Consider the following 20582-nt stretch of genomic DNA (forward strand, 5'->3'; position numbering starts at 1 on the left):
CGCTTTTTTGATATATAAAGTTTTTCTATCGATTAATGAATTAATCCTATTGGACAGAAAATAAAAGGCGGTTTACATTTAATTATGGATATTGTTAAAAATGTAACAAGGCTTGCTGATCACCTCTAATAACAGCTTTAATGGGGGACATAGCAACTAGATTCTTAGTTGCAGGTGAGCTGTGTTACGTCAGTTGTGATAGGACCAACAATCTTGATATTGTGAGAAAAATTTTGTACTCAATGAAGGAGTGGGAACAGATGGATAATAAACGAAAAATTAACGCACAAGCAATGGGACATAATGGTCCGATTGCTTTCGAAGTGAGTGTTGATAACAATCAAGTGACTGATTTAGAAATTAAACGACATTCAGAAACTTCAGGGATTTTCGACCAAGTCGCTGATAAATTAAGAAAAGATGTTTTAGAAAATCAGAGCTTTGAAATTGATGCTATTAGCGGGGCAACAGTCATGAGCGAAGCCATCTTAGAGTCGGCGGATCAAGCATTGAAAAAAGAAGGCGTACAATTACCTGATAAAGCTAAAGCGCAAGAACGATATGAAGAAGAACTCCAAGCAGACGTTGTTGTCATTGGTGGCGGTGAGGCCGGTTTAGTAGCTGCTGCTAAGTTATTAACGGCTGGTAAAAAAGTTGTTCTGTTAGAAAAAAATGGCTATTTGGGTGGCGCAACGATTTTAAATGGCTCCAATGTAACGGCTACAGGTTCGAAAACAGCCGAAAAAATTTTTGGTGAAACAGCCAAAAAAGATTCTCCCAAGCATTTGGCAGCAGATGTTAGGAATGAAAGTTTACAAACCAATGATGAAACTTTAACCAAACTCATGACGGAAAACATTGGGGTAGCGATTGATTTTATCAGTGATTTTGCAGGACTAAATTATGGCAAAGCACAAACACAAACACCAGAACATTCGATTGATCGCCAAATTGAATTGCCTTCTTCCAGTAGTTACGAGTTGGTTAAGAAAGTTTCTGAAACTTTTACCAAAAAGGCGGTCAGATTTTTCTAGATGCTCGAGTAGAACACATTCTTCAAGATGGCAATGGTAAAGTTATAGGAGTCGTAGCCGAGGGTCGTAAACGAAAACTGACTGTACGTGCAGATGCTATTATATTGAGCTCTGGTGGTTATGGCGCTAATTTAGAGATGCGAGGTAAAGAGAGCCAAGGGTTAGACTATTATGGTCCTCAAACATCAACGGGTGACGCGTATAAGTTTTTGGCACCATTAGACCTTCAGACTAAAAATATTGGTTGGTACAAAGTATATCCGCATGGCGTGGAAGTTGAACCAGGCATAGCGAAGCTAACCACTTATGCCTCTAAAAAAGCCACTGATATGGGCGCTATTTATGTTAACCGAGAAGGTACTCGTATCGTTGATGAATCAGATGTCTATGCAACATTGAGAAATGCAGTGTTAAAACAAACAGATAAAGTTGCCTTTTTAGTGATGGATAAACGAACATGGGAAGAGTTTTATAACCTGTTAGTATTGCATGACTTTACAAAAGAAGAAATCCAACAGTATTTTGCAAATGATGGGCAAAAAACCCCTGTTTTTGTTCATGGAAATTTAAAAGAGGTTGCACAAAAAGCAGGTATTGATGCTCAAACTTTACAAGAAACATTAAATAATTACGAAAAATATGTTACTCAAGGAAAAGATGAAGAATTCGGCAGAGATCCGCAATTCTTGCACAGTTATGAAAGTGATGAGCTTTATGTCGTCGAACAAAGAGACCGTTTTGCTACAACACTTGGGGGATTCGTGGCTGGTTCGAACCTGAAATTACTAGCTAAAGACGGCGAAGAAATCCCTAATGTTTGGGGCGCAGGAGAAGTTGTTGGTGGTGCTAATGGTCACGATTCAATGCCAAGTATGATGAATACATGGAGTATTTCATCTGGATTTGTAGCCGCCAATAACGTACTTTTGGGATTGGAATAAAAAAATGACATAGATACTTTTGAATTAGCTTAATCAATGGGATAATTGATTAAGCTTTTTCTAGTTATAACTGTTATACGATAAAAAAATGTAGTGTGATAGTTACAATGGAGATGGTATAGATGTATCAAAAAGAAAAAATTTATCCATCCCGGTTACCATTTAACTGTACGATATGACTTAGACGGTTTAACTGATAATCTCAAGTTTGACTTAGCAACAAGGGGTTTAATCTTTCCAGTAGTCCAAAAGTATACACATCAATCGAATTTTTAACCTATCCAATGGAACAAGTTCTATCAGAAAAAGTACACACCGTTCTACTAGAAAGAGCATTATTCTAAATCAAATTCATCGAGGACTGAGTCATCATCAATCACACGGTTGGATTTTGTTGAATTGGCATTTTCTAAAAGGGAGTTCATTTTTTCCTCGACTGATTTTTTAATTAAAGCCGAGGTATCGATGTCTCTTAATTCAAAAAGCAAAAGGGGTTCGGCATCTAATCTAGCTCCAACAGCATAAAGAATAGCGGAAATATGTTTACACATCTTAGCACTATCGGGGCAAGTACAGTTTAATTGGATCTCATTGATGCGAGGAAATAAGCCGTTTTCTTCGGTTAAAAATTCTTTTTCTAGGGATTTGGGAAATTTTCCCTGTGCCAATTCTTCCAGATTTTCTATATGACCACCGATTTGCTCGATTAAACGTTGATCTTCTATGGGATCCATATGAATACTCACGTCATATAGTTTGTCCCCGCTGCCATAGACTACGCCGTGAATGGCGCCTTTTTGAATAAACAAATCAAAAACAAAGCCATTTTTGAGATAAGCACGTCCGCGAGGAATTCGATTATCATAATCGGCGTAATATTTTAAATGCTTGCACCAAGCTTTTCCCCAAAAGGAACTAGCAATTTTTGTTCCTTGAATTGTGACAGGTTTTGCGCCAGGATGAGTGGCTTGATACTTTTCTAACTGGCGGCGGGCTTTTTGTTTCTTCTCGGCGACGCTTGCGTATTCGGGAAATCCTGACCTTCTTCTTGCCATTATTTTTCCACCTCCAAAGTAAAGAGATCTTTTAATTCGTCATTACTCATTTCCGTTAACCAACTTTCACCACTTGTTTCTGTAATGATATCTTGGGAAAGTTGTGTTTTTTCTGCAAGCATTTCATCAATTTTTTCTTCGACCGTTCCACTAGTGACAAATTTATAAATAAATACATTTTTTTCTTGGCCAATGCGAAAAGCTCGATCGGTTGCTTGGTCTTCAACAGCTGGGTTCCACCAACGGTCAAAATGAATGACGTGATTGGCTCGAGTTAAGTTGAGTCCTACGCCTCCTGCTTTAATCGAGAGCACCATGTAAGGTGTATAGGTATTTGGGTCATTGAATTCGTTAACCCGTTCGGCACGTTTCTTTGGAGGTACACTGCCATGCAAGACAGCACCTTTTTGTCCAAAAACCTCAGCCAAGAAATCATCTAATGGATCGCACATTTCTTTAAACTGAGTAAAAATCAGGACCTGTTCGTGTCTATCACGGATGGTTTCGCAGATGTCTCGTAAAGTTTCAAATTTCCCACTCAGTTGCGGTTTGAATTCTTGGTTGCCCAAATATTGATCGGGGTGGTTACAAATTTGTTTGAATTTAGAAATGGCTGTTAACACGAGCCCCTTGCGCTGAATACCTTCACTTTCTTCCAGCGATTCAGCCATTTTACGTTGCACTTCTTTATACAAGGCCACTTGCTTTTTAGAAAGTCCGGTGTATTCTTTTTGTTCGTTCTTTGCGGGTAAATCTGTAATAATTTGCGCATCCGTTTTTAAGCGGCGCAAAATAAAGGGAGAAATCAATTGTCGTAATTTACCATAGTCGACGCCCTTTTTGGTCTGTTGCTTAAATTCTTTTTTGCTTCCCAAAAGGCCACGATTTAAAAAGTCAAATACACTCCAAAGATCCGCTAGACTATTTTCGATGGGTGTGCCTGTCATGGCGATTTTGGCGTGAGCATTTAGGGATTTAACGCTTTTCGTTTGTTTGGTTGCTGGATTTTTAATCGCTTGGGCTTCATCTAAAATTAATAGGTCGAAAGTTTCTTCTTGTAAGGCTTCAATTTTAGCGACCATACCATAAGTTGTAATGAATAAATCGGCTGAAGAGTTTTGCAAGTCGATATATTTCCCATGCAAAATTTTAACGCTTAAATTGGGGGCAAATCGCTCGGTTTCTTTTTTCCAGTTTTCGATCAAGGAAGCTGGGATAACTAAAAGTGTACGAGCGTTCTTTTTCCGCAAAAAATCCAATAGCGCTAGGATTTGAATAGTTTTGCCTAAGCCCATGTCATCTGCCAACAAAGCGCCTAATGATTGTCCTTGCATAAATCGTAACCAGTTAAATCCTATCTGTTGATAAGGACGTAGGTCGGCTTGAAATGTGTTAGATGGTTTTTCTTGTTCGATTTTTTGCGGCGTTGTCATTTGAGTGAAAAATTGCGATAACCAGGTGCCATGGGTAGTTTCAACCCATTCTTCGCTGTCTGGCTTAGCGGATGTTTCTTGATACCGCAAGGCTTCAAAAAGAGACCACTGACTATCTGCCTGTTTTTCAAAAGTGTCGAGTAAATTTTGCAGTTTTTCGTGATTAACTTCCACCCATTTCCCTTTTAAAAAGGCTAAACCTTCGTCTTGTTGGAGTAGTGCTTCAATTTCAGCCTTTGAATAGCGTTCTTCGCCTAAATACATTTCGGGCTGGCTAGAAAGCAATGCTTCCATACCAACTTTGCTGGGCTTTTTGTCGCCGATCGTTACTTTAACAGACGGCTTTTGTTTTTTCTTCCAAAAGTCCGGAATGCGACAAATAACGCCATTTTCTTCGTAAAGAGGCGTTTCTTTTAAAAATTGATAAGCTTCTTGTTCGTTAAAACTTAGAGGAGAAAACAATTCTCCGGTGTCCATGAGTTGCGCGATGAAATCTGACTCTCTAGCGACTCTTTCTACTGCAGAGAGTAAGGAAAAAATTTCGGAGGTATCATCAAATTCAACCAGCGCATTTTTTAATGGCGTGTGCTTGACCTTTCCGTGACGAGAGGTCGCATAGGTAGCCAAAAAGGCAAAAGGCTCGACTGCCTCTTTTCGTTCAATCAGATGAAAATAAACTCTGCCGGCGGTAATTAAATCTGCATTTTTTGATTGGATGTATTCCGCTACACTTCCTGAGAAATGTTGAATTTCTTCTGTGAAAATTGCAGCTAACCTTTGATGGATCGCTTGTAGCCAAGACACAGTAACAAATTCATAGCCAATGACAAAAGGAACTTGCTCCGCCAACGTTTGATAGAAATACTCTGAAGGAGGTTCAAATTCTTTTGTTACTTCAATTTCTCCGTTATTTTTTAATTCAGTGACAAACCCTTGAGCGACTTGTAACAAATAATCAATTGAAGGAGAAGTGTCGTTTCTTTTATTTGCAAATCCTTGTTCATAAAGCGTTTGATAAGGTTGTTTTTGTAAGTTATATTCAAATTCTGTTGTTGGTTGTTCAATGTAGAATCCTTTTTCTAAAAAAATTGCTTGCGCCATCGAAGTTCCCTCTTTTTAATGGTAATTTTTCACTTTAAACCTTATCATATTTTGCTAGAAAGATGAACTTTAAAAACATTAAAGGTATTGCCATTTCTATTTAACAAAACTACAAAAATTCATTATTTATGCATAAATTTGAAGTTAACTTCAAATTTGCTATAATATAGAAGAAATAGAGCCTAACTTCAAAGGAGAGAGAACATGTTCCAAAGACCTGTTTATCTTAACCAACTTATACAACTTCAAGATTCTGATTTCATAAAAGTTATCACGGGCGTACGACGTTCTGGCAAGTCTGTTTTATTAATGCTATATAAAGAATATTTAAAAAAAGAAAATATTGCGGAAGATCATATCATTTATATGAATTTTGAAAGTTTTGAATATCAGACAATAACAACTGAAGAAAAGTTTCGACAACAACTAAGTGAACTTATACCAAAAGATGGACAAAGAATCTATCTATTATTGGATGAAATTCAAGCTGTTGATGGTTGGCAACGCGTTGTTAATGGGATCCGAGTGAGCTTTAATAGTAATATCGTAATCACGGGTTCAAATGCAAGCATGCTTTCAGGTGAGCTTGCTACGCTTTTAAGCGGTCGTTATATTGAAATTCCTATTTATCCATTTTCTTTTGCTGAATTTTTAAACGTGAAAGGAATTGAACCGAACTCTCGTAAAGTAGATAGCGCATATAACGAGTATGAAAAATATGGCGGATTTCCTAGTGTGGTTATTGCAGAGGAGTCGATTAAAGATACGATCTTGTCAGGCATTTTTGATACCATTGTATTAAATGATGTCGCATTGAGAGCGGGCGTCAAAGATGTGGTGGTTTTGAAATCAATGATTCGTTTTTTAGCAGATAACGTAGGTCAATTAGTGAATGCCTCTAAAATTGTGAACACTCTAAAAAATGAAGGAATAGAAACGACCATTCATACCGTTAATCGTTATTTGGACTTGCTTGAAAATGGCTATTTATTCTATCGTGTAAAACAGTATGATATTCGAGGACGTGAATATCTTAAAACAAACGGAAAATATTTTATCGTAGATAGTGGATTGCGTAGAAATGCAGTTGGAAGAAAAGATGGCAACTACAGTAATCGTTTAGAAAATATTGTTTATATAGAGCTACTACGCAGAGGTTATACAGTAGACGTGGGGAGGCTTGATAGTAAAGAAATTGATTTTATCGCCAGAAAATTGGATGAAACACTTTATGTCCAAGTGGCATACGAATTGCCAAATAATACGCATGAAACTGATAACCTTTTAAAAATCAAAGATAATTACAAAAAAATAATCATCACAGGTAGATATTATGAGGTAGAACAAGTAGAAGGTATACCAATTATTTATATTGTGGATTGGTTATTAGAAGAGTGATACCAAGGCAAATTGAAAGTAAAGAAACTTTTATCTTGCGTTCAGTATGGGCGGACCGTGGTAAGTATTTGCAATGACGGAAAAATTGAAGAAAGTTTGGTTTGGTTATTTCGATTTTATGCTTTATTTATTAGGAAAAAACTGGCAGAATAGAATTAGATAAATAGGAAATAATAATAATTATGTCTCTGAAGGAAATGATTTGTTATTATAATATGTAATTTGGCGCGAACCGAGGTCACACATAAAATACTAAGTTGGTTCGCGCAAAATTGGTACTATTTTATGAAAAATTACTCGCTTTTTCCGATTTATTAGGTGATTTTCTAAAATGAAAGTAGTACAAAGCCGCGTATTTTCCGCGTCGCTCTCTTCATGAGAGCGTGGATTGAAATCGGTTTCAATTTGCGAATGATGGCAGTGGAAACTTTCGTCGCTCTCTTCATGAGAGCGTGGATTGAAATAAAACAAATTGGCCTTCTGACGTTTTGAAAAAGGTCGCTCTCTTCATGAGAGCGTGGATTGAAATTGGTAGCGAAATTTATACTGCGTTACGAGGTTATGTCGCTCTCTTCATGAGAGCGTGGATTGAAATAGATATGCCCATGTTGAATTTAAAATATCCGCCGTGCGTCGCTCTCTTCATGAGAGCGTGGATTGAAATCTTTATTGAAGAATTTGTTCGTACACAAATTAATGTCGCTCTCTTCATGAGAGCGTGGATTGAAATTAAAAAGTCCTTTATTGCTAAAACCATAATGACTTGTCGCTCTCTTCATGAGAGCGTGGATTGAAATTGGTAGCGAAATTTATACTGCGTTACGAGGTTATCGTCGCTCTCTTCATGAGAGCGTGGATTGAAATCCATTATCGCTAACAGTGAGCAGCAAGCCATGCGTGTCGCTCTCTTCATGAGAGCGTGGATTGAAATGATACGTTAAAAGCTCGAATTGATGCCGGAGAAAAGTCGCTCTCTTCATGAGAGCGTGGATTGAAATAAGGAAGTAGTAAGCACCCTATTCGGTTTATTTACGTCGCTCTCTTCATGAGAGCGTGGATTGAAATGTTGGTTATTTATAATACCAATAGAAAAGGTCCGAAGTCGCTCTCTTCATGAGAGCGTGGATTGAAATTTTAATAATAGCAATTGGAAAAATTCTATAGCGCGTCGCTCTCTTCATGAGAGCGTGGATTGAAATCGCTTTGACGTAAAACAAGCCGACCAAAACGCTGGCGTCACTCTCTTCATGAGAGCGTGGATTGAAATAGCACTTTTTTCTAAAGCTTTTAGTATATTTCCATGTCGCTCTCTTCATGAGAGCGTGGATTGAAATCTTTGTTATCTGCCATGAGTGTTTCTCTCCTTTGTGTCGCTCTCTTCATGAGAGCGTGGATTGAAATTTTACTACTCTTTTTGTGATAAAGAGCGGTGGACGGTCGCTCTCTTCATGAGAGCGTGGATTGAAATAAGAGCTGTTCGTACTTTCGGGTCGCCCGAATCTTGTCGCTCTCTTCATGAGAGCGTGGATTGAAATTATTTAACGACTCTTTTGGCGAACCTGTCATTTGGTCGCTCTCTTCATGAGAGCGTGGATTGAAATTTATGCAGGGAAGAAAACAAGCTCTTTCAGATATAGTCGCTCTCTTCATGAGAGCGTGGATTGAAATAATTTATAAGTTAGCCCATGCTACACTCAAACAAACGTCGCTCTCTTCATGAGAGCGTGGATTGAAATTGTTATATAAAAATAATACAAACCTAAACTACCAAGTCGCTCTCTTCATGAGAGCGTGGATTGAAATAAGATGTCGAGCCGAAAAATCCCGTAAAAGGCCAAGTCGCTCTCTTCATGAGAGCGTGGATTGAAATAAGATGTCGAGCCGAAAAATCCCGTAAAAGGCCAAGTCGCTCTCTTCATGAGAGCGTGGATTGAAATACTAATAGATGACGAACTTTTTCTGCCTAATTTTGTCGCTCTCTTCATGAGAGCGTGGATTGAAATCGTGTTGTCGCTTAAGTCATTTACACTGTTGGAGGTCGCTCTCTTCATGAGAGCGTGGATTGAAATAAGATGTCGAGCCGAAAAATCCCGTAAAAGGCCAAGTCGCTCTCTTCATGAGAGCGTGGATTGAAATTTTACTACTCTTTTTGTGATAAAGAGCGGTGGACGGTCGCTCTCTTCATGAGAGCGTGGATTGAAATTGTCGAATTAATTGAATCTCATAAATCAAAAGCGGTCGCTCTCTTCATGAGAGCGTGGATTGAAATGATTCGGAAAAGGAAGCACAATTTTATATCCGATGTCGCTCTCTTCATGAGAGCGTGGATTGAAATAGAAAACATAAACAATGGCTTCGGTGAAGACCAGTCGCTCTCTTCATGAGAGCGTGGATTGAAATAAGCCAGTCAGATGACGCCCAAACGTCTTTAAACTGTCGCTCTCTTCATGAGAGCGTGGATTGAAATTTGCACGCCATTGCCGTTTGCCCCTAAGACCAAATGTCACTCTCTTCATGAGAGCGTGGATTGAAATTTTATAACTATTGTAGATTAATTTTATATTCTTCGTCGCTCTCTTCATGAGAGCGTGGATTGAAATTTTTGCCATATTTAAACATCTCCTATATATTGTTGTCGCTCTCTTCATGAGAGCGTGGATTGAAATACTCTTTACAATGACTAGTCGCCCCACAATAGGTGTCGCTCTCTTCATGAGAGCGTGGATTGAAATGCTATCCCTTTACGAACCTGGCAAGATTGGGAGGTCGCTCTCTTCATGAGAGCGTGGATTGAAATGAAAATGTTCGCTTGCAAGAAATAAAACCTTATAGTCGCTCTCTTCATGAGAGCGTGGATTGAAATAAATCGTATGTTTAAATAGTTTTCTCTTGGGTCAATGTCGCTCTCTTCATGAGAGCGTGGATTGAAATTATGGTAGGCACAGGAATAATGGGAATTATTACTGTCGCTCTCTTCATGAGAGCGTGGATTGAAATAACATTTTCTGTGCCTTATTTTTTGCTTGATTCGAGTCGCTCTCTTCATGAGAGCGTGGATTGAAATATCGGATGTATAAACCACATAAACTAATGGTAGATGTCGCTCTCTTCATGAGAGCGTGGATTGAAATTAAAAAACTCTTGAAATAGGAGTCACGGTAAGGGGGTCGCTCTCTTCATGAGAGCGTGGATTGAAATTTAGCATCCTCATAAAACTGGAGCCAAGCTCGTGTTGTCGCTCTCTTCATGAGAGCGTGGATTGAAATATCCAAGCGTCCTAACGCCATACCTTGCCGTTTGAGTCGCTCTCTTCATGAGAGCGTGGATTGAAATAAATCGTATGTTTAAATAGTTTTCTCTTGGGTCAATGTCGCTCTCTTCATGAGAGCGTGGATTGAAATTATGGTAGGCACAGGAATAATGGGAATTATTACTGTCGCTCTCTTCATGAGAGCGTGGATTGAAATAACATTTTCTGTGCCTTATTTTTTGCTTGATTCGAGTCGCTCTCTTCATGAGAGCGTGGATTGAAATAATATCATTTACACGTTGTTGGATTTGTTCTTTAAGTCGCTCTCTTCATAAGAGCGTGGATTGAAATAAACTAGATAATCCTAGTGACAGTAGGTCCAATATGGTCACTCTTTTCATAAAAGTAAATGTAAAATTTATTGAGGTTCCCTAACTAATGAATAAAAAAACCGTACTTTTTGTAACCAGATTGATGAGCGCTAACGACAAAGGTAGTTTCCTATGGATTCTATCAGAGTCTGGTGGGAAGAACCTTTTTATATTATAACATTACCAGATAATTCAAAATCATAGAATAAAGACAGACAGTAAAACGCCAATTGGTTCTCTGTTTAGTAGGGTGAGGTTTATGTTCCTGTTTTTTCGGATAAAGTTTTCCGATTCCTTTATCCATGATTGGATTCTCGTAGAAAGAATTCCTGATCTATTATCCATCTTTTTATTTTCGGATAAGGGAATGCCAAACTTTTATTCGTTATCAGCTATTTAAGAGCGTTTAACCGCTATTTTTCCTATTTTCGGATAAAGTTTTTCGATTCCTTTATCCATGATTGGATTCTCGTAGAAGGAATTCCTGATCTATTATCCATCTTTTTGTTTTCGGACAAGGGAATGTCGGACTTTTATCTGTCATTTGTTTGTCCACTAGGAAATCAAATAACTGTTTACTCCTTGTCTTTGCCGCATAGTTTTGAGCTGTCTGATATTTATAGCTTACGGGGGCGCGGATTGAAATAGGTTTTCCAACTGGATCATTATCAGCTTTTTTTGTCATCCTTTTCAGGAGCGAAATGCGTTGTTATTCTATGTTCAAATTGTGTCATTTTGAATCCTTCCTTTATAGATTGTGTGTAGTCTACAGTTCTATAAAGGATTTCGTAATGGCGTTTTTTTATGCTTGTGATTGGTTAAAGATATAATGAAAGCTGGAAAAAATTTTTGAATTTTCAAGCAAAAAAGTAAAAATCTGGTATAATATATTTTAAATAACGCTTACAATTGATTGCCAGCTAGGATTAGAGATTAAATAATCAAGGCCAAAGAAATAAGTTTGCTATTTGGACATTGAAACACAAAAATTATGCAGAGAGAAGGGTGAAGTATTGTATGCACACTATGACAAACAAACTGGAAACACTCAATCCTTAGATGTTCATTTATTCAACGTAGCTCAAAGCGCGGCAGAGGAAGCTAAAGAGATCGGTCAACAAGATGTGGCATTTCTTTGCGGACTTTTTCACGATTTAGGCAAGGCTGATCCAAAATTCCAGGATAAAATCATTCATCAACGACAAACACATGTAGATCATTCGACTGCCGGGGCAAAGTTTTTATTAGAAAAAATGGGACAAATTCTACAAAAACAGGTAATAGATAAAGAGAAAATGGAATATTGTGAACCCTTTATTGAGACGGTTTGCTATGTTATTTCCGCGCACCATGGGTTATTTGATATCCCATTAAAAGAAAATTCGGATTTTACACAGGATGACAAAATAGGTAAGTTATTCAAGAGAATTTCAAACAACTTGGATAAGCATTATAATTTTGAGACAGTTGTGCTGGGCTTTGCCTCAGAGTTGGAAAAACAATTAAAAAAAGAAAATCAAATGACACTTGAGCAATTGATCTTAAAAGCATTTAATAATTTTTTGTCACTTTGGCAAAAATTAAACCCTCAAGATGATTCAGAAAGAGATTTTTATACCACATTAATCGTGCGTTTATATCTATCTTTACTTAAGAATGCAGATATTCTTGATACGATTAATGCTTATACCAATATCATCGAACCTATGTCGGCACATACATATAGCAAACTTTCTACTCACTATGTAGAGTCTATCGAATGGGTATATGAAAATTATCAAAATCCGACGACAGAAATTAATAAAATTCGTACATCTATCGCTAATGAGGCTAAAAAACGTGGTTCGAAAGATTCATCGGGCATCTATCGCTTGAATTTACCAACAGGCGCTGGAAAAACGCAGCTGAGCATGCGTTATGGGTTTCATCAAATGAACAAACAAGGTAAGCACCGTTTTATTTATATCGCTCCTTATCTATCCGTCCTCGAACAAAATGCAGCGGAAATTGAAAAAGTTGTTGGAACAGAGGGCATTTTGGAACATCATTCAAATGTGGTAGATACAGAGAGCAAAGAAGATGTAGATGGTGATGAAAAAGCGACTGCTTACAAAGACTATTTGATTGATACTTGGGATAGCCCAATCGTTCTCAGTACAATGGTTCAATTATTTCAAACATTTTTTAAAGTGAAGTCAGGCAATATTCGGCGCTTTGCTCACTTGATTAATAGTACGCTTATCCTCGACGAAGTCCAGTCTCTACCTCTGGAAGTAACCACTTTGTTTAATCTAACGATGAATTTTTTAAGTAGGATTATGAAAGTCAATGTCGTACTTTGCACAGCGACACAGCCCGTTTATGACTCTAGTGGGATCGATCATCGTATATTGTATGGTGGGTTAAAAAACGAGCCGGCGGATATTATTAACTTGAATGAACAACAGCGACAAGTTTTTGAACGAACAGAAGTTTATAAGTTTAATGAAGATAATGAAATAGCAAATATTGAAGATATTGCAGATGAAATTGCCAAGCATGAAGATGACTCAATTTTAATCATTTTAAATACTAAAGCAGCCGTTAAATATTTATATGACTTGGTTAAAGATCGAGATCCACGGCGGTGTTATCATCTATCAACTAATATGTGCGCTAAACATCGCTTGGATATTATTAAGAATATTAAGGACGAGATTTGTCGAAAAGAGCCAATTATTTGCATCAGTACACAATTAATTGAAGCAGGCGTGGATTTGGATTTTAATCGAGTGATTCGTTCTTATGCAGGAATTGATTCAATCGTTCAAGCAAGCGGTCGCTGTAATCGTGAGGGGGATAGAGACAAAGGAATTGTACAATTAGTTGATGTAAATAATGACCAAGAAAATTTATCTTATTTGAAATCAATAAAAGTTAAAAAAAGAGTGACAGAACAAATTATTGAAGACTTATCTTCACCGGTAAATATTGAGCAATTAAATGATGAATTTTTCGAACGTTACTTTGCAGATAGTAAAAAGGAAGATCTTGACTATCCTTTGGGAAAAGATGAACCTACTGTCTATGGTCTGTTATCTACAAACGAGAGTCATAACGTAGAATATGTGTCATTGAAACAATCCTTTAAAGAAGCAGGCATAAAAATGGACTTGATTCAAGATCATTCTAAGGGAGTCATTGTTTATTATGATGCAGATGAGAAATGCGTGCCGCTGATTGAAAATTTGATTGAAACAATTGATCTATTTCAAACTGAATATAATATAGATGATTTAAAAAGAGTAAAAAACTTATTAAACCAGTTGCAACCTTATACGATAAATATGCGGGTTTCCGATGAAAAGCAGAATGCTCTGATGAGCTACATGGACGGAGAAATTCTGATTTTACAGCAAAATTTTTATGATAATGAAGTTGGTATGATGGAGAATATGAATGAGTTTATACTATAGAAAATTCTATAGTATAAACGTCATTAAATGTAATATAATTTCAATCCACATAGTTTACTATGATGAAAAAATTATACCATAAAAAGGTTGCTGTAAAAAATGTATTCACAGTTGTTGATTATTTTTTTATATTAAATATAATATAGAAGATAATAAAAAACGGTTAATGCAAAAGAATTTTTAATGAAATTAAGAGTAGGTTTTTTGTTAGAAATTTAACGTTTAAATTCTTTATACGTTACCGAAAAAACTAATTTTTAGTCTTTTCGAAATTTTTATGAAGTTTACTTTATTTCTATGTTAAAAGGAAGGTGGATAAAATGTTTAAATCACGAGAATTTTTCGTGAAGTTAAAAGGGAATTATGCTCTTTTTACTAATCCTTCAACGAAAGGAGGCGGTGAAAAAGCAACTTACACTTTACCAACTAAACAAGCATTGCAAGGTTGCGTAGATAGTTTGTATTTTAAGCCAACATTTAGAAATGTCATTACTGAAGTGAAAGTGATAAATCAAATCCAAACTGAAGTAATTGGGACTAGGGCTTTGCTGGGAAGCGGGAAAGTAAATACGGCAGATCTTAACTATGTTTCATATCTTACTAACGTAGAATATTTGGTGCGTTTTTACATGACATGGAATGAAGAACGTCCTGATTTAATCAACGATCGGAATCAAAAAAAGCACGAAGCTATTATGGAACGCTCGATTAAAAAAGGAGGTCGTCGTGATATTTTTCTGGGGACCAGAGAATGTGTAGCTACAGCAGAGTATCTTACCCGGGAAGAATATGAACAAGCAGAAAGTGAGTACGACGGAAAAATTCTTTCAATGGGGATTATGTTTCAAGAATTTGAATATCCTACAGAAGATAATCAGCCTCTAAAAAGCTATTTTGCAGATGTGGTAATGAAAGATGGTGTGATTCAATTTAAAAAGAAAGAAAATTGCGAAATTGTAAACACACTATCAACCTATAATTTTAAGAATCAACAAGAAATCAAATCAGTTGATAAAGAATTAGAAGAATATGACGAAATGGAAACGAGGTGAGGAGAATGGATTTTTTAACGGCTTTGCTACAAGCGTATGACACGAGCACAGAACAAGGATTGGTAGACAAGCAAGAGGGAAACAATACTATTCTTTTACCTTTATATCACACGAATATGAAATCGCGCGGCAACGATATTATTCAAATTTATTTAACGAAGCAAGGAAAATTATCACAGGCAGAGTTTTTGCCTGAAAAAGAGATGACTATTTTTCCAGTTACTAGTGATTCGATCGCACGTTCTGGAAAAAATCCGCCAAGTCATCCCTTAGTAGATAAAATAAGTTATATTGCTGCAGAAGACAAAGATTTGCATCAGTTATATCTCAATGAATTCAATCGTTGGTATCAAGAAGTAACTGATACAAAAGTGAAAGAGTTTTTGACGATTATTAAACAATTCATTAGTAAAGAATATTTTCTCGATGAAATTTTAGATAAATTATACGGAAAAGAAAACTATACTCGCAACCAATTAGAAGTTCATTATACTGAGGGCAAAAAAAGTAAAAAAGCGGACTTAACTAAGGTCTTTCTAACTTTTGCGATCAACGACTTTAGTGGTTATCAGACAATAAGTGTGACTAATTTTGTGAAATTACATGAAAATTATATTCGGTATGTGGAAGCACAAGATAGCCCCAGAGGCATTTGTAATATTAGTGGTGAAGAGCAACAATTAACAACTAAACACCGCGGGCTGCTTGGTAATGCGAAGTTAGTTTCTGTAAGCAATAATAAAGAAACTTATCAAGGCCGCTTCAAAAATGGAACAGATATTATCCAAATAGGCTATAAAACATCTGAAAAAGTTCATTTGATGTTGAAATATCTACTTGAAAATCAAAATAGCCGGCGCTGGTTAGGCGGACAACAGTATTTAGTGAATTGGTTTAGCGATGATATCGCAAATGACAGTCAGTTTGATATTTCTGTTCCAAGTATTGTACCTTTTCCAACTAATCAATCAACGAAGCCTAAGGTCGTTTCTTTAGCAAATAAAGAGGTGGGACGATCGTTTATTCTTGGAGAGCAAAAATTTAGCAAAGATGCCAACTATTATGCAGCAATTATTGATAAAGCGAGCAATGGTCGTATCTCATTAAAATTTTTCCGGGATTTACAAGCTTCACAATTATTAAGAAACTTGCAGAAATGGCAAATAAGGTATTCGTGGGAACGTTATAGTGTACAAGATGAAAAAATACATCCAACAACGCCTTCTCTATGGCAATTTTTGCAAACGGCTTATGGGGTAGAACGTAACGGTCGGCTTGAGGTGGATAATGATAATTTTAAAAAAGACCAATTTCAAAAACTGGTGGTTAGCTTGATCGATGGTCGTCTACTTCCAGCAAATATTTCTACTGCTTTGAAAGCCAACATTCGGAAACGTATGAATTACGAGAAAACATGGTTACAAATACAATTTACAACATTAGCAGTTTTTAGTCATAAAAATGGAGAGGAGCAATTACCAGTGTTAGATAGAGAAAATACCGATCGTTCATATCTCTATGGACGGTTACTGGCAGTATTAGATCGGACAGAAGGAGCAACTTATAATCGGTCGGAGCCTGATAAACAACGTGTAACTAATGCACAAAAGTTTTGGACTTCTTATACCAACCATCCGGCGAAGACTATGCAAACGTTAATTGAGAAAACAAAAAGTTATGAAAAAGCGTTAAGAAGCGCTAATCCAGGGCTTTTATTTAAATTAAACAAGGAAAAACAAGAGATTATAAATATACTAAATGATCATTACTTAAATTCAGCGGATATCAATAAAGCGCTCGATTTTCATTTTATTTTTGGTTACTATGCGGAAACACAATTTTTATTTACTAAAACTGAAAGTGAGGAAGTAGAAAATGTTAACGAATAAAGTAGATTTTATCGCAACAATTGAAGTACAGAATGCTAATCCAAATGGAGATCCACTCGCTGGTAATATGCCAAGAACTGATTCAAACGGTCACGGATTAATTAGCGATGTAGCAATCAAACGTAAAATTCGCAACCGGATGCAAGATCAAGGAAATGAAATTTTTGTAAAATCAAGAGATCATGCGGATGATGGGTTTAATTCACTGCAAAAAAGATTTGAAAATGAATTTAACAAAGAGCCAGATGAAGAAGTGGAGAAAAGGTCAAATGAAAAGTGGTTAGATGTTCGTTCTTTTGGCCAAGTGATCACTTATCAAAACAGATCAATTGGTATTCGTGGCCCTGTCTCTGTTTCCATGGCCAAATCCTTAGATCCTATTGAAATTACAAGCATGCAAATTACCCGTAGTGCAAATAGTATGGAGCCTAAAGCAGGTTCTAGTCGTTCTTCTGATACCATGGGGACCAAACATTTTGTGGAGTATGGCGTCTATGTTGTTTATGGTTCGGCAAACGTCTTCTTCTCAGAAAAAACTGGATTTAATGAAGACGATTTGGCTGTCATTAAAGAATCTTTGCTGAGTTTATTTGCTAATGATGTATCCTCAGCTCGTCCAGAAGGTTCAATGGCAATAAAAGAGCTTTTTTGGTTTACACATTCTAATAAATTAGGAAATGTTTCTAGCGCAAAAATTCATGATCTACTTGAATATGATGTTTCTTCGGAACACGAAAATTATGAAGATTACCAAATTGGACTTAATCAAGAAAAATTAGCTGAGTATAAAGACAAAGGATTGCAAGTAGAAATTATTGAAGGGCTGTAACCATGAGTTACGTAGAAGATGAATACTTGATGCTATCAGGTATTCAACACTATTATTTTTGTAAACGACAGTGGGGCCTGATTCATATTGATCAGCAGTGGGCGGAGAATAGTTATACTGCGGAAGGACAGCAATTACACAAAAAAGCAGATGATCCCTATATTAAGGAAAAAAGGAAAGATATGTTTATTTCACGGGCTATTCATGTTTCTTCAAGTTCTTTAGGTTTATCAGGAATCTTAGATGTGGTTGAGTTTTATAAAGACAAAAATGGTATCTCCTTTCAAGGGAAAAAAGGAAAATGGCAGCCATATATTGTTGAATATAAACGAGGACAGCCCAAAAAAGACAAACGAGATGTGATTCAGCTAGTTGCAGAAGTGATGTGTTTGGAAGAAACGTTGGATTGCCAGATTTCAAATAGTTACCTCTTTTATCATAGTGTGAATAAGAAAATTAAAATAGATATCACAAAAGAATTACGCGATTTAGTTCATGATTTTTCTGCTAAAATGCATTTTTATTATCAACATAAAAAAGTACCTGATGCAGAATTTTTTAAAAATTGTCGATTATGTTCACTATATGATATTTGCATGCCGAGAATGAACAAGAGGCCTAAAAATATTGATAACTACATTGAAAATGCTATTTATAGTGAGGCGGATGTATGCGAAAATTATTAAATACATTATATATTACCCAAGAAGATTACTACTTATCACGTGAACGAGATAATATTGTCATAAAGCAAGATGGTAAAATAGTCAACCGATTTCCTTACCGGATTATAGAAAATATTATTTGTTTTTCATACCTAGGTACCTCTCCTTCACTTGTTCAACTATGTAATGAAAATAATATAAGTTTGTCCTTTTTAACACCAACTGGTAAATTTTGTGGGCGCTTTGTTGGTATGACAAATGGTAACGTCTTATTACGACGTGAGCAATATAGAATTGCAGATGATGATATACGATCCATTGAATATGCTAAAAGAAGCTTGCTTGCTAAAATTTCTAGCTCGAGAAAGTATGTGTTACGATTTAAACGTGATCATAGTGGAAAAATAGATGAATCTTTATTTAATAACGTCGACAAAGAGTTATTAAAAAGTATTGAGTTAATAAAACAAGTAAAAGACAAAGATAGTTTAAGAGGAATTGAAGGGAATGCAGCTAATACTTATTTTAGAGTTTTTAATGATTTTGTATTAGTTAATAAAGATGTATTCCAGTTTAATGGACGAACAAAGCGACCGCCTCTAGACTGTGTCAATGCTATGCTTTCGTTTGGTTATAGCTTGTTAACAAATGAGTGTCAGTCTGCTTTAGAAACGGTTGGTTTAGATAGCTATGTTGGCTTTTTCCATACTGATCGTCCTGGAAGAGCGAGTATGGCTTTGGACTTGGTTGAAGAGTTTCGAAGCTATATTGTCGATCGTTTTGTTTTTTCTTTAATAAATAAGAAACAAGTGTCTAATAAACATTTTGACATAAAAGAGAACGGTAGCGTTTTTTTGAATGATAAAGGAAGAAGTATTTTTATTAAAGAATGGCAAAATCGTAAGCATACGGAAGTGGTGCATCCATTTATTAATGAAAAAGTAAAATTAATGTTGTTACCCTATGTCCAAGCGCAATTAATGGCAAAAGCTATTCGAGACGATTTACCAAGTTATCCACCTTTTATGGCGTAAGGAGAGCAAGCCCATGATGATTTTAGTCACTTATGATGTAAATACAGAGACGAAACAAGGAAGAAAACGTCTGAGACATGTTGCAAACTTGTGTGTTGATTATGGACAACGAGTGCAAAATTCTGTTTTTGAATGTTCGGTTGTTCCAGCAGAATTTGTTGAATTAAAAGGAAAATTAGCTGATATTATTAATCCGGAGCTTGACAGTATTCGGTTTTATTTGTTAGGAAAGAATTGGCAAAATAGAGTAGAACAAATGGGAAATAATGATAGCTATGATCCGGATAAAGATGTTTTGCTATTATAATATATAGTTTTGCGCGAGCCGAGGTCGCACATAAAATACTAAGTTGGTTCGCGCAAAATTGGTACTATTTTATGAAAATTACTCATTTTTTCCGATTTATTAGGTGATTTTCTAAACCGAAAGTAGTACAAAGCCGTGTATTTTCCGCGGTCGCTCTCTTCATGAGAGCGTGGATTGAAATATCCATTGATCTTTATGCTATGTCATCTGTGGGTTGTCGCTCTCTTCATGAGAGCGTGGATTGAAATGATCTCTTTCATCCGTTTATCTATCTCAGATTTTGTCGCTCTCTTCATGAGAGCGTGGATTGAAATGATAACACCTTTACTTGTGGGGTTAACCCACTTTCCGTCGCTCTCTTCATGAGAGCGTGGATTGAAATTCTGTCTTCCATCACGTTATTCAAAGCTCCTTGTGTCGCTCTCTTCATGAGAGCGTGGATTGAAATACCAGTTCAGCGTGCTGTCCCTCAACCTTAAATTGTCGCTCTCTTCATGAGAGCGTGGATTGAAATATAAATTTGTTGGCCATATTATGATTCATGTCTATGTCGCTCTCTTCATGAGAGCGTGGATTGAAATGATATAGACAGTAAATGGAATCAGTGCGATTCTGCGGTCGCTCTCTTCATGAGAGCGTGGATTGAAATAGTTTCTGTGCTTTCAGGGATTTTATCTAAACCACGTCGCTCTCTTCATGAGAGCGTGGATTGAAATCCGACGAAAGGGGATCAATAATGACACGAGCAGAAGTCGCTCTCTTCATGAG

At 36.5% G+C, this 20582-nt stretch carries 10 protein-coding genes, 1 pseudogene and 2 CRISPR repeat arrays (1 of these 13 running past the window's edge); of the genes and pseudogenes, 9 read left to right on the forward strand and 2 right to left on the reverse strand.

Translation table 11 applies throughout. The features are described from left to right. The first annotated feature begins 260 nt into the window (after nucleotides 1-260). Nucleotides 261-1975 (forward strand): annotated as a pseudogene (locus C7K43_RS11740) (FAD-dependent oxidoreductase). Between the two features lie 335 nt (nucleotides 1976-2310). Here the strand turns inward: C7K43_RS11740 and C7K43_RS11745 are convergent. After that, a complete protein-coding gene (locus C7K43_RS11745; protein ID WP_124007002.1) occupies nucleotides 2311-3030 on the reverse strand; it encodes an SWIM zinc finger family protein in 720 nt (239 codons plus the stop codon). After that, a complete protein-coding gene (locus tag C7K43_RS11750; RefSeq protein WP_124007003.1) occupies nucleotides 3030-5564 on the reverse strand; it encodes a DEAD/DEAH box helicase in 2535 nt (844 codons plus the stop codon). The genes C7K43_RS11745 and C7K43_RS11750 overlap by 1 nt, the downstream gene beginning before the upstream one ends. Before the next feature lie 204 nt (nucleotides 5565-5768). Here C7K43_RS11750 and C7K43_RS11755 point away from each other — a divergent pair, with 204 nt between their 5' ends. The 8 genes from C7K43_RS11755 to cas2 all read left to right on the forward strand — a co-directional run bounded on the left by C7K43_RS11755 (nucleotide 5769) and on the right by cas2 (nucleotide 19814). Then, complete coding sequence (locus tag C7K43_RS11755; protein WP_124007004.1) at nucleotides 5769-6962, forward strand: ATP-binding protein; 1194 nt, start codon at nucleotides 5769-5771, stop codon at nucleotides 6960-6962. 363 nt (nucleotides 6963-7325) lie between these two features. Next, nucleotides 7326-10563: direct repeats of the CRISPR family, unit length 32 nt; unit sequence GTCGCTCTCTTCATGAGAGCGTGGATTGAAAT. A gap of 1033 nt (nucleotides 10564-11596) precedes the next feature. Continuing rightward, nucleotides 11597-14038, forward strand: a complete 2442-nt coding sequence (cas3, locus tag C7K43_RS11760; RefSeq protein ID WP_124007005.1) for a CRISPR-associated helicase Cas3' — start codon at nucleotides 11597-11599, stop codon at nucleotides 14036-14038. Nucleotides 14039-14358: 320 nt separating this feature from the next. Beyond that, a complete protein-coding gene (gene cas5c / locus C7K43_RS11765; RefSeq protein ID WP_124007006.1) occupies nucleotides 14359-15090 on the forward strand; it encodes a type I-C CRISPR-associated protein Cas5c in 732 nt (243 codons plus the stop codon). A 5-nt stretch (nucleotides 15091-15095) separates the two neighbouring features. Continuing rightward, on the forward strand, nucleotides 15096-16979 hold the full coding sequence (cas8c, locus tag C7K43_RS11770; RefSeq protein WP_124007007.1) for a type I-C CRISPR-associated protein Cas8c/Csd1: 1884 nt from the start codon (nucleotides 15096-15098) through the stop codon (nucleotides 16977-16979). Next, a complete protein-coding gene (gene cas7c / locus C7K43_RS11775; RefSeq protein WP_124007008.1) occupies nucleotides 16966-17808 on the forward strand; it encodes a type I-C CRISPR-associated protein Cas7/Csd2 in 843 nt (280 codons plus the stop codon). Before cas8c ends, cas7c begins: the two co-directional genes overlap by 14 nt. Before the next feature lie 2 nt (nucleotides 17809-17810). Then, entirely contained in the window at nucleotides 17811-18494 is a 684-nt protein-coding gene (gene cas4, locus C7K43_RS11780) for a CRISPR-associated protein Cas4 (protein WP_124007009.1), read from the forward strand. Continuing rightward, nucleotides 18479-19507: a type I-C CRISPR-associated endonuclease Cas1c gene (cas1c, locus tag C7K43_RS11785; RefSeq protein WP_124007010.1), complete on the forward strand. Its 1029-nt coding sequence runs from the start codon at nucleotides 18479-18481 to the stop codon at nucleotides 19505-19507. The genes cas4 and cas1c overlap by 16 nt, the downstream gene beginning before the upstream one ends. Before the next feature lie 13 nt (nucleotides 19508-19520). Further along, nucleotides 19521-19814, forward strand: coding sequence for a CRISPR-associated endonuclease Cas2 (gene cas2, locus C7K43_RS11790; RefSeq protein WP_124007011.1), 294 nt, complete (start codon nucleotides 19521-19523; stop codon nucleotides 19812-19814). Between the two features lie 149 nt (nucleotides 19815-19963). Then, nucleotides 19964-20582: direct repeats of the CRISPR family, unit length 32 nt; unit sequence GTCGCTCTCTTCATGAGAGCGTGGATTGAAAT (it continues 282 nt past the right edge of the window).

Origin of the sequence: Tetragenococcus koreensis (assembly GCF_003795145.1) — a bacterium.
Lineage (GTDB): Bacteria > Bacillota > Bacilli > Lactobacillales > Enterococcaceae > Tetragenococcus > Tetragenococcus koreensis.

What these genes read in the sequence shown, in the direction of transcription:
- C7K43_RS11745 (WP_124007002.1), bottom strand. Translation starts at nt 3,030, where the DNA reads ATGGCAAGAAGAAGGTCAGGATTTCCCGAATACGCAAGCGTCGCCGAG.
- C7K43_RS11750 (WP_124007003.1), bottom strand. Translation starts at nt 5,564, where the DNA reads ATGGCGCAAGCAATTTTTTTAGAAAAAGGATTCTACATTGAACAACCA.
- C7K43_RS11755 (WP_124007004.1), top strand. Translation starts at nt 5,769, where the DNA reads ATGTTCCAAAGACCTGTTTATCTTAACCAACTTATACAACTTCAAGAT.
- cas5c (WP_124007006.1), top strand. Translation starts at nt 14,359, where the DNA reads ATGTTTAAATCACGAGAATTTTTCGTGAAGTTAAAAGGGAATTATGCT.
- cas8c (WP_124007007.1), top strand. Translation starts at nt 15,096, where the DNA reads ATGGATTTTTTAACGGCTTTGCTACAAGCGTATGACACGAGCACAGAA.
- cas7c (WP_124007008.1), top strand. Translation starts at nt 16,966, where the DNA reads ATGTTAACGAATAAAGTAGATTTTATCGCAACAATTGAAGTACAGAAT.
- cas4 (WP_124007009.1), top strand. Translation starts at nt 17,811, where the DNA reads ATGAGTTACGTAGAAGATGAATACTTGATGCTATCAGGTATTCAACAC.
- cas1c (WP_124007010.1), top strand. Translation starts at nt 18,479, where the DNA reads ATGCGAAAATTATTAAATACATTATATATTACCCAAGAAGATTACTAC.
- cas2 (WP_124007011.1), top strand. Translation starts at nt 19,521, where the DNA reads ATGATGATTTTAGTCACTTATGATGTAAATACAGAGACGAAACAAGGA.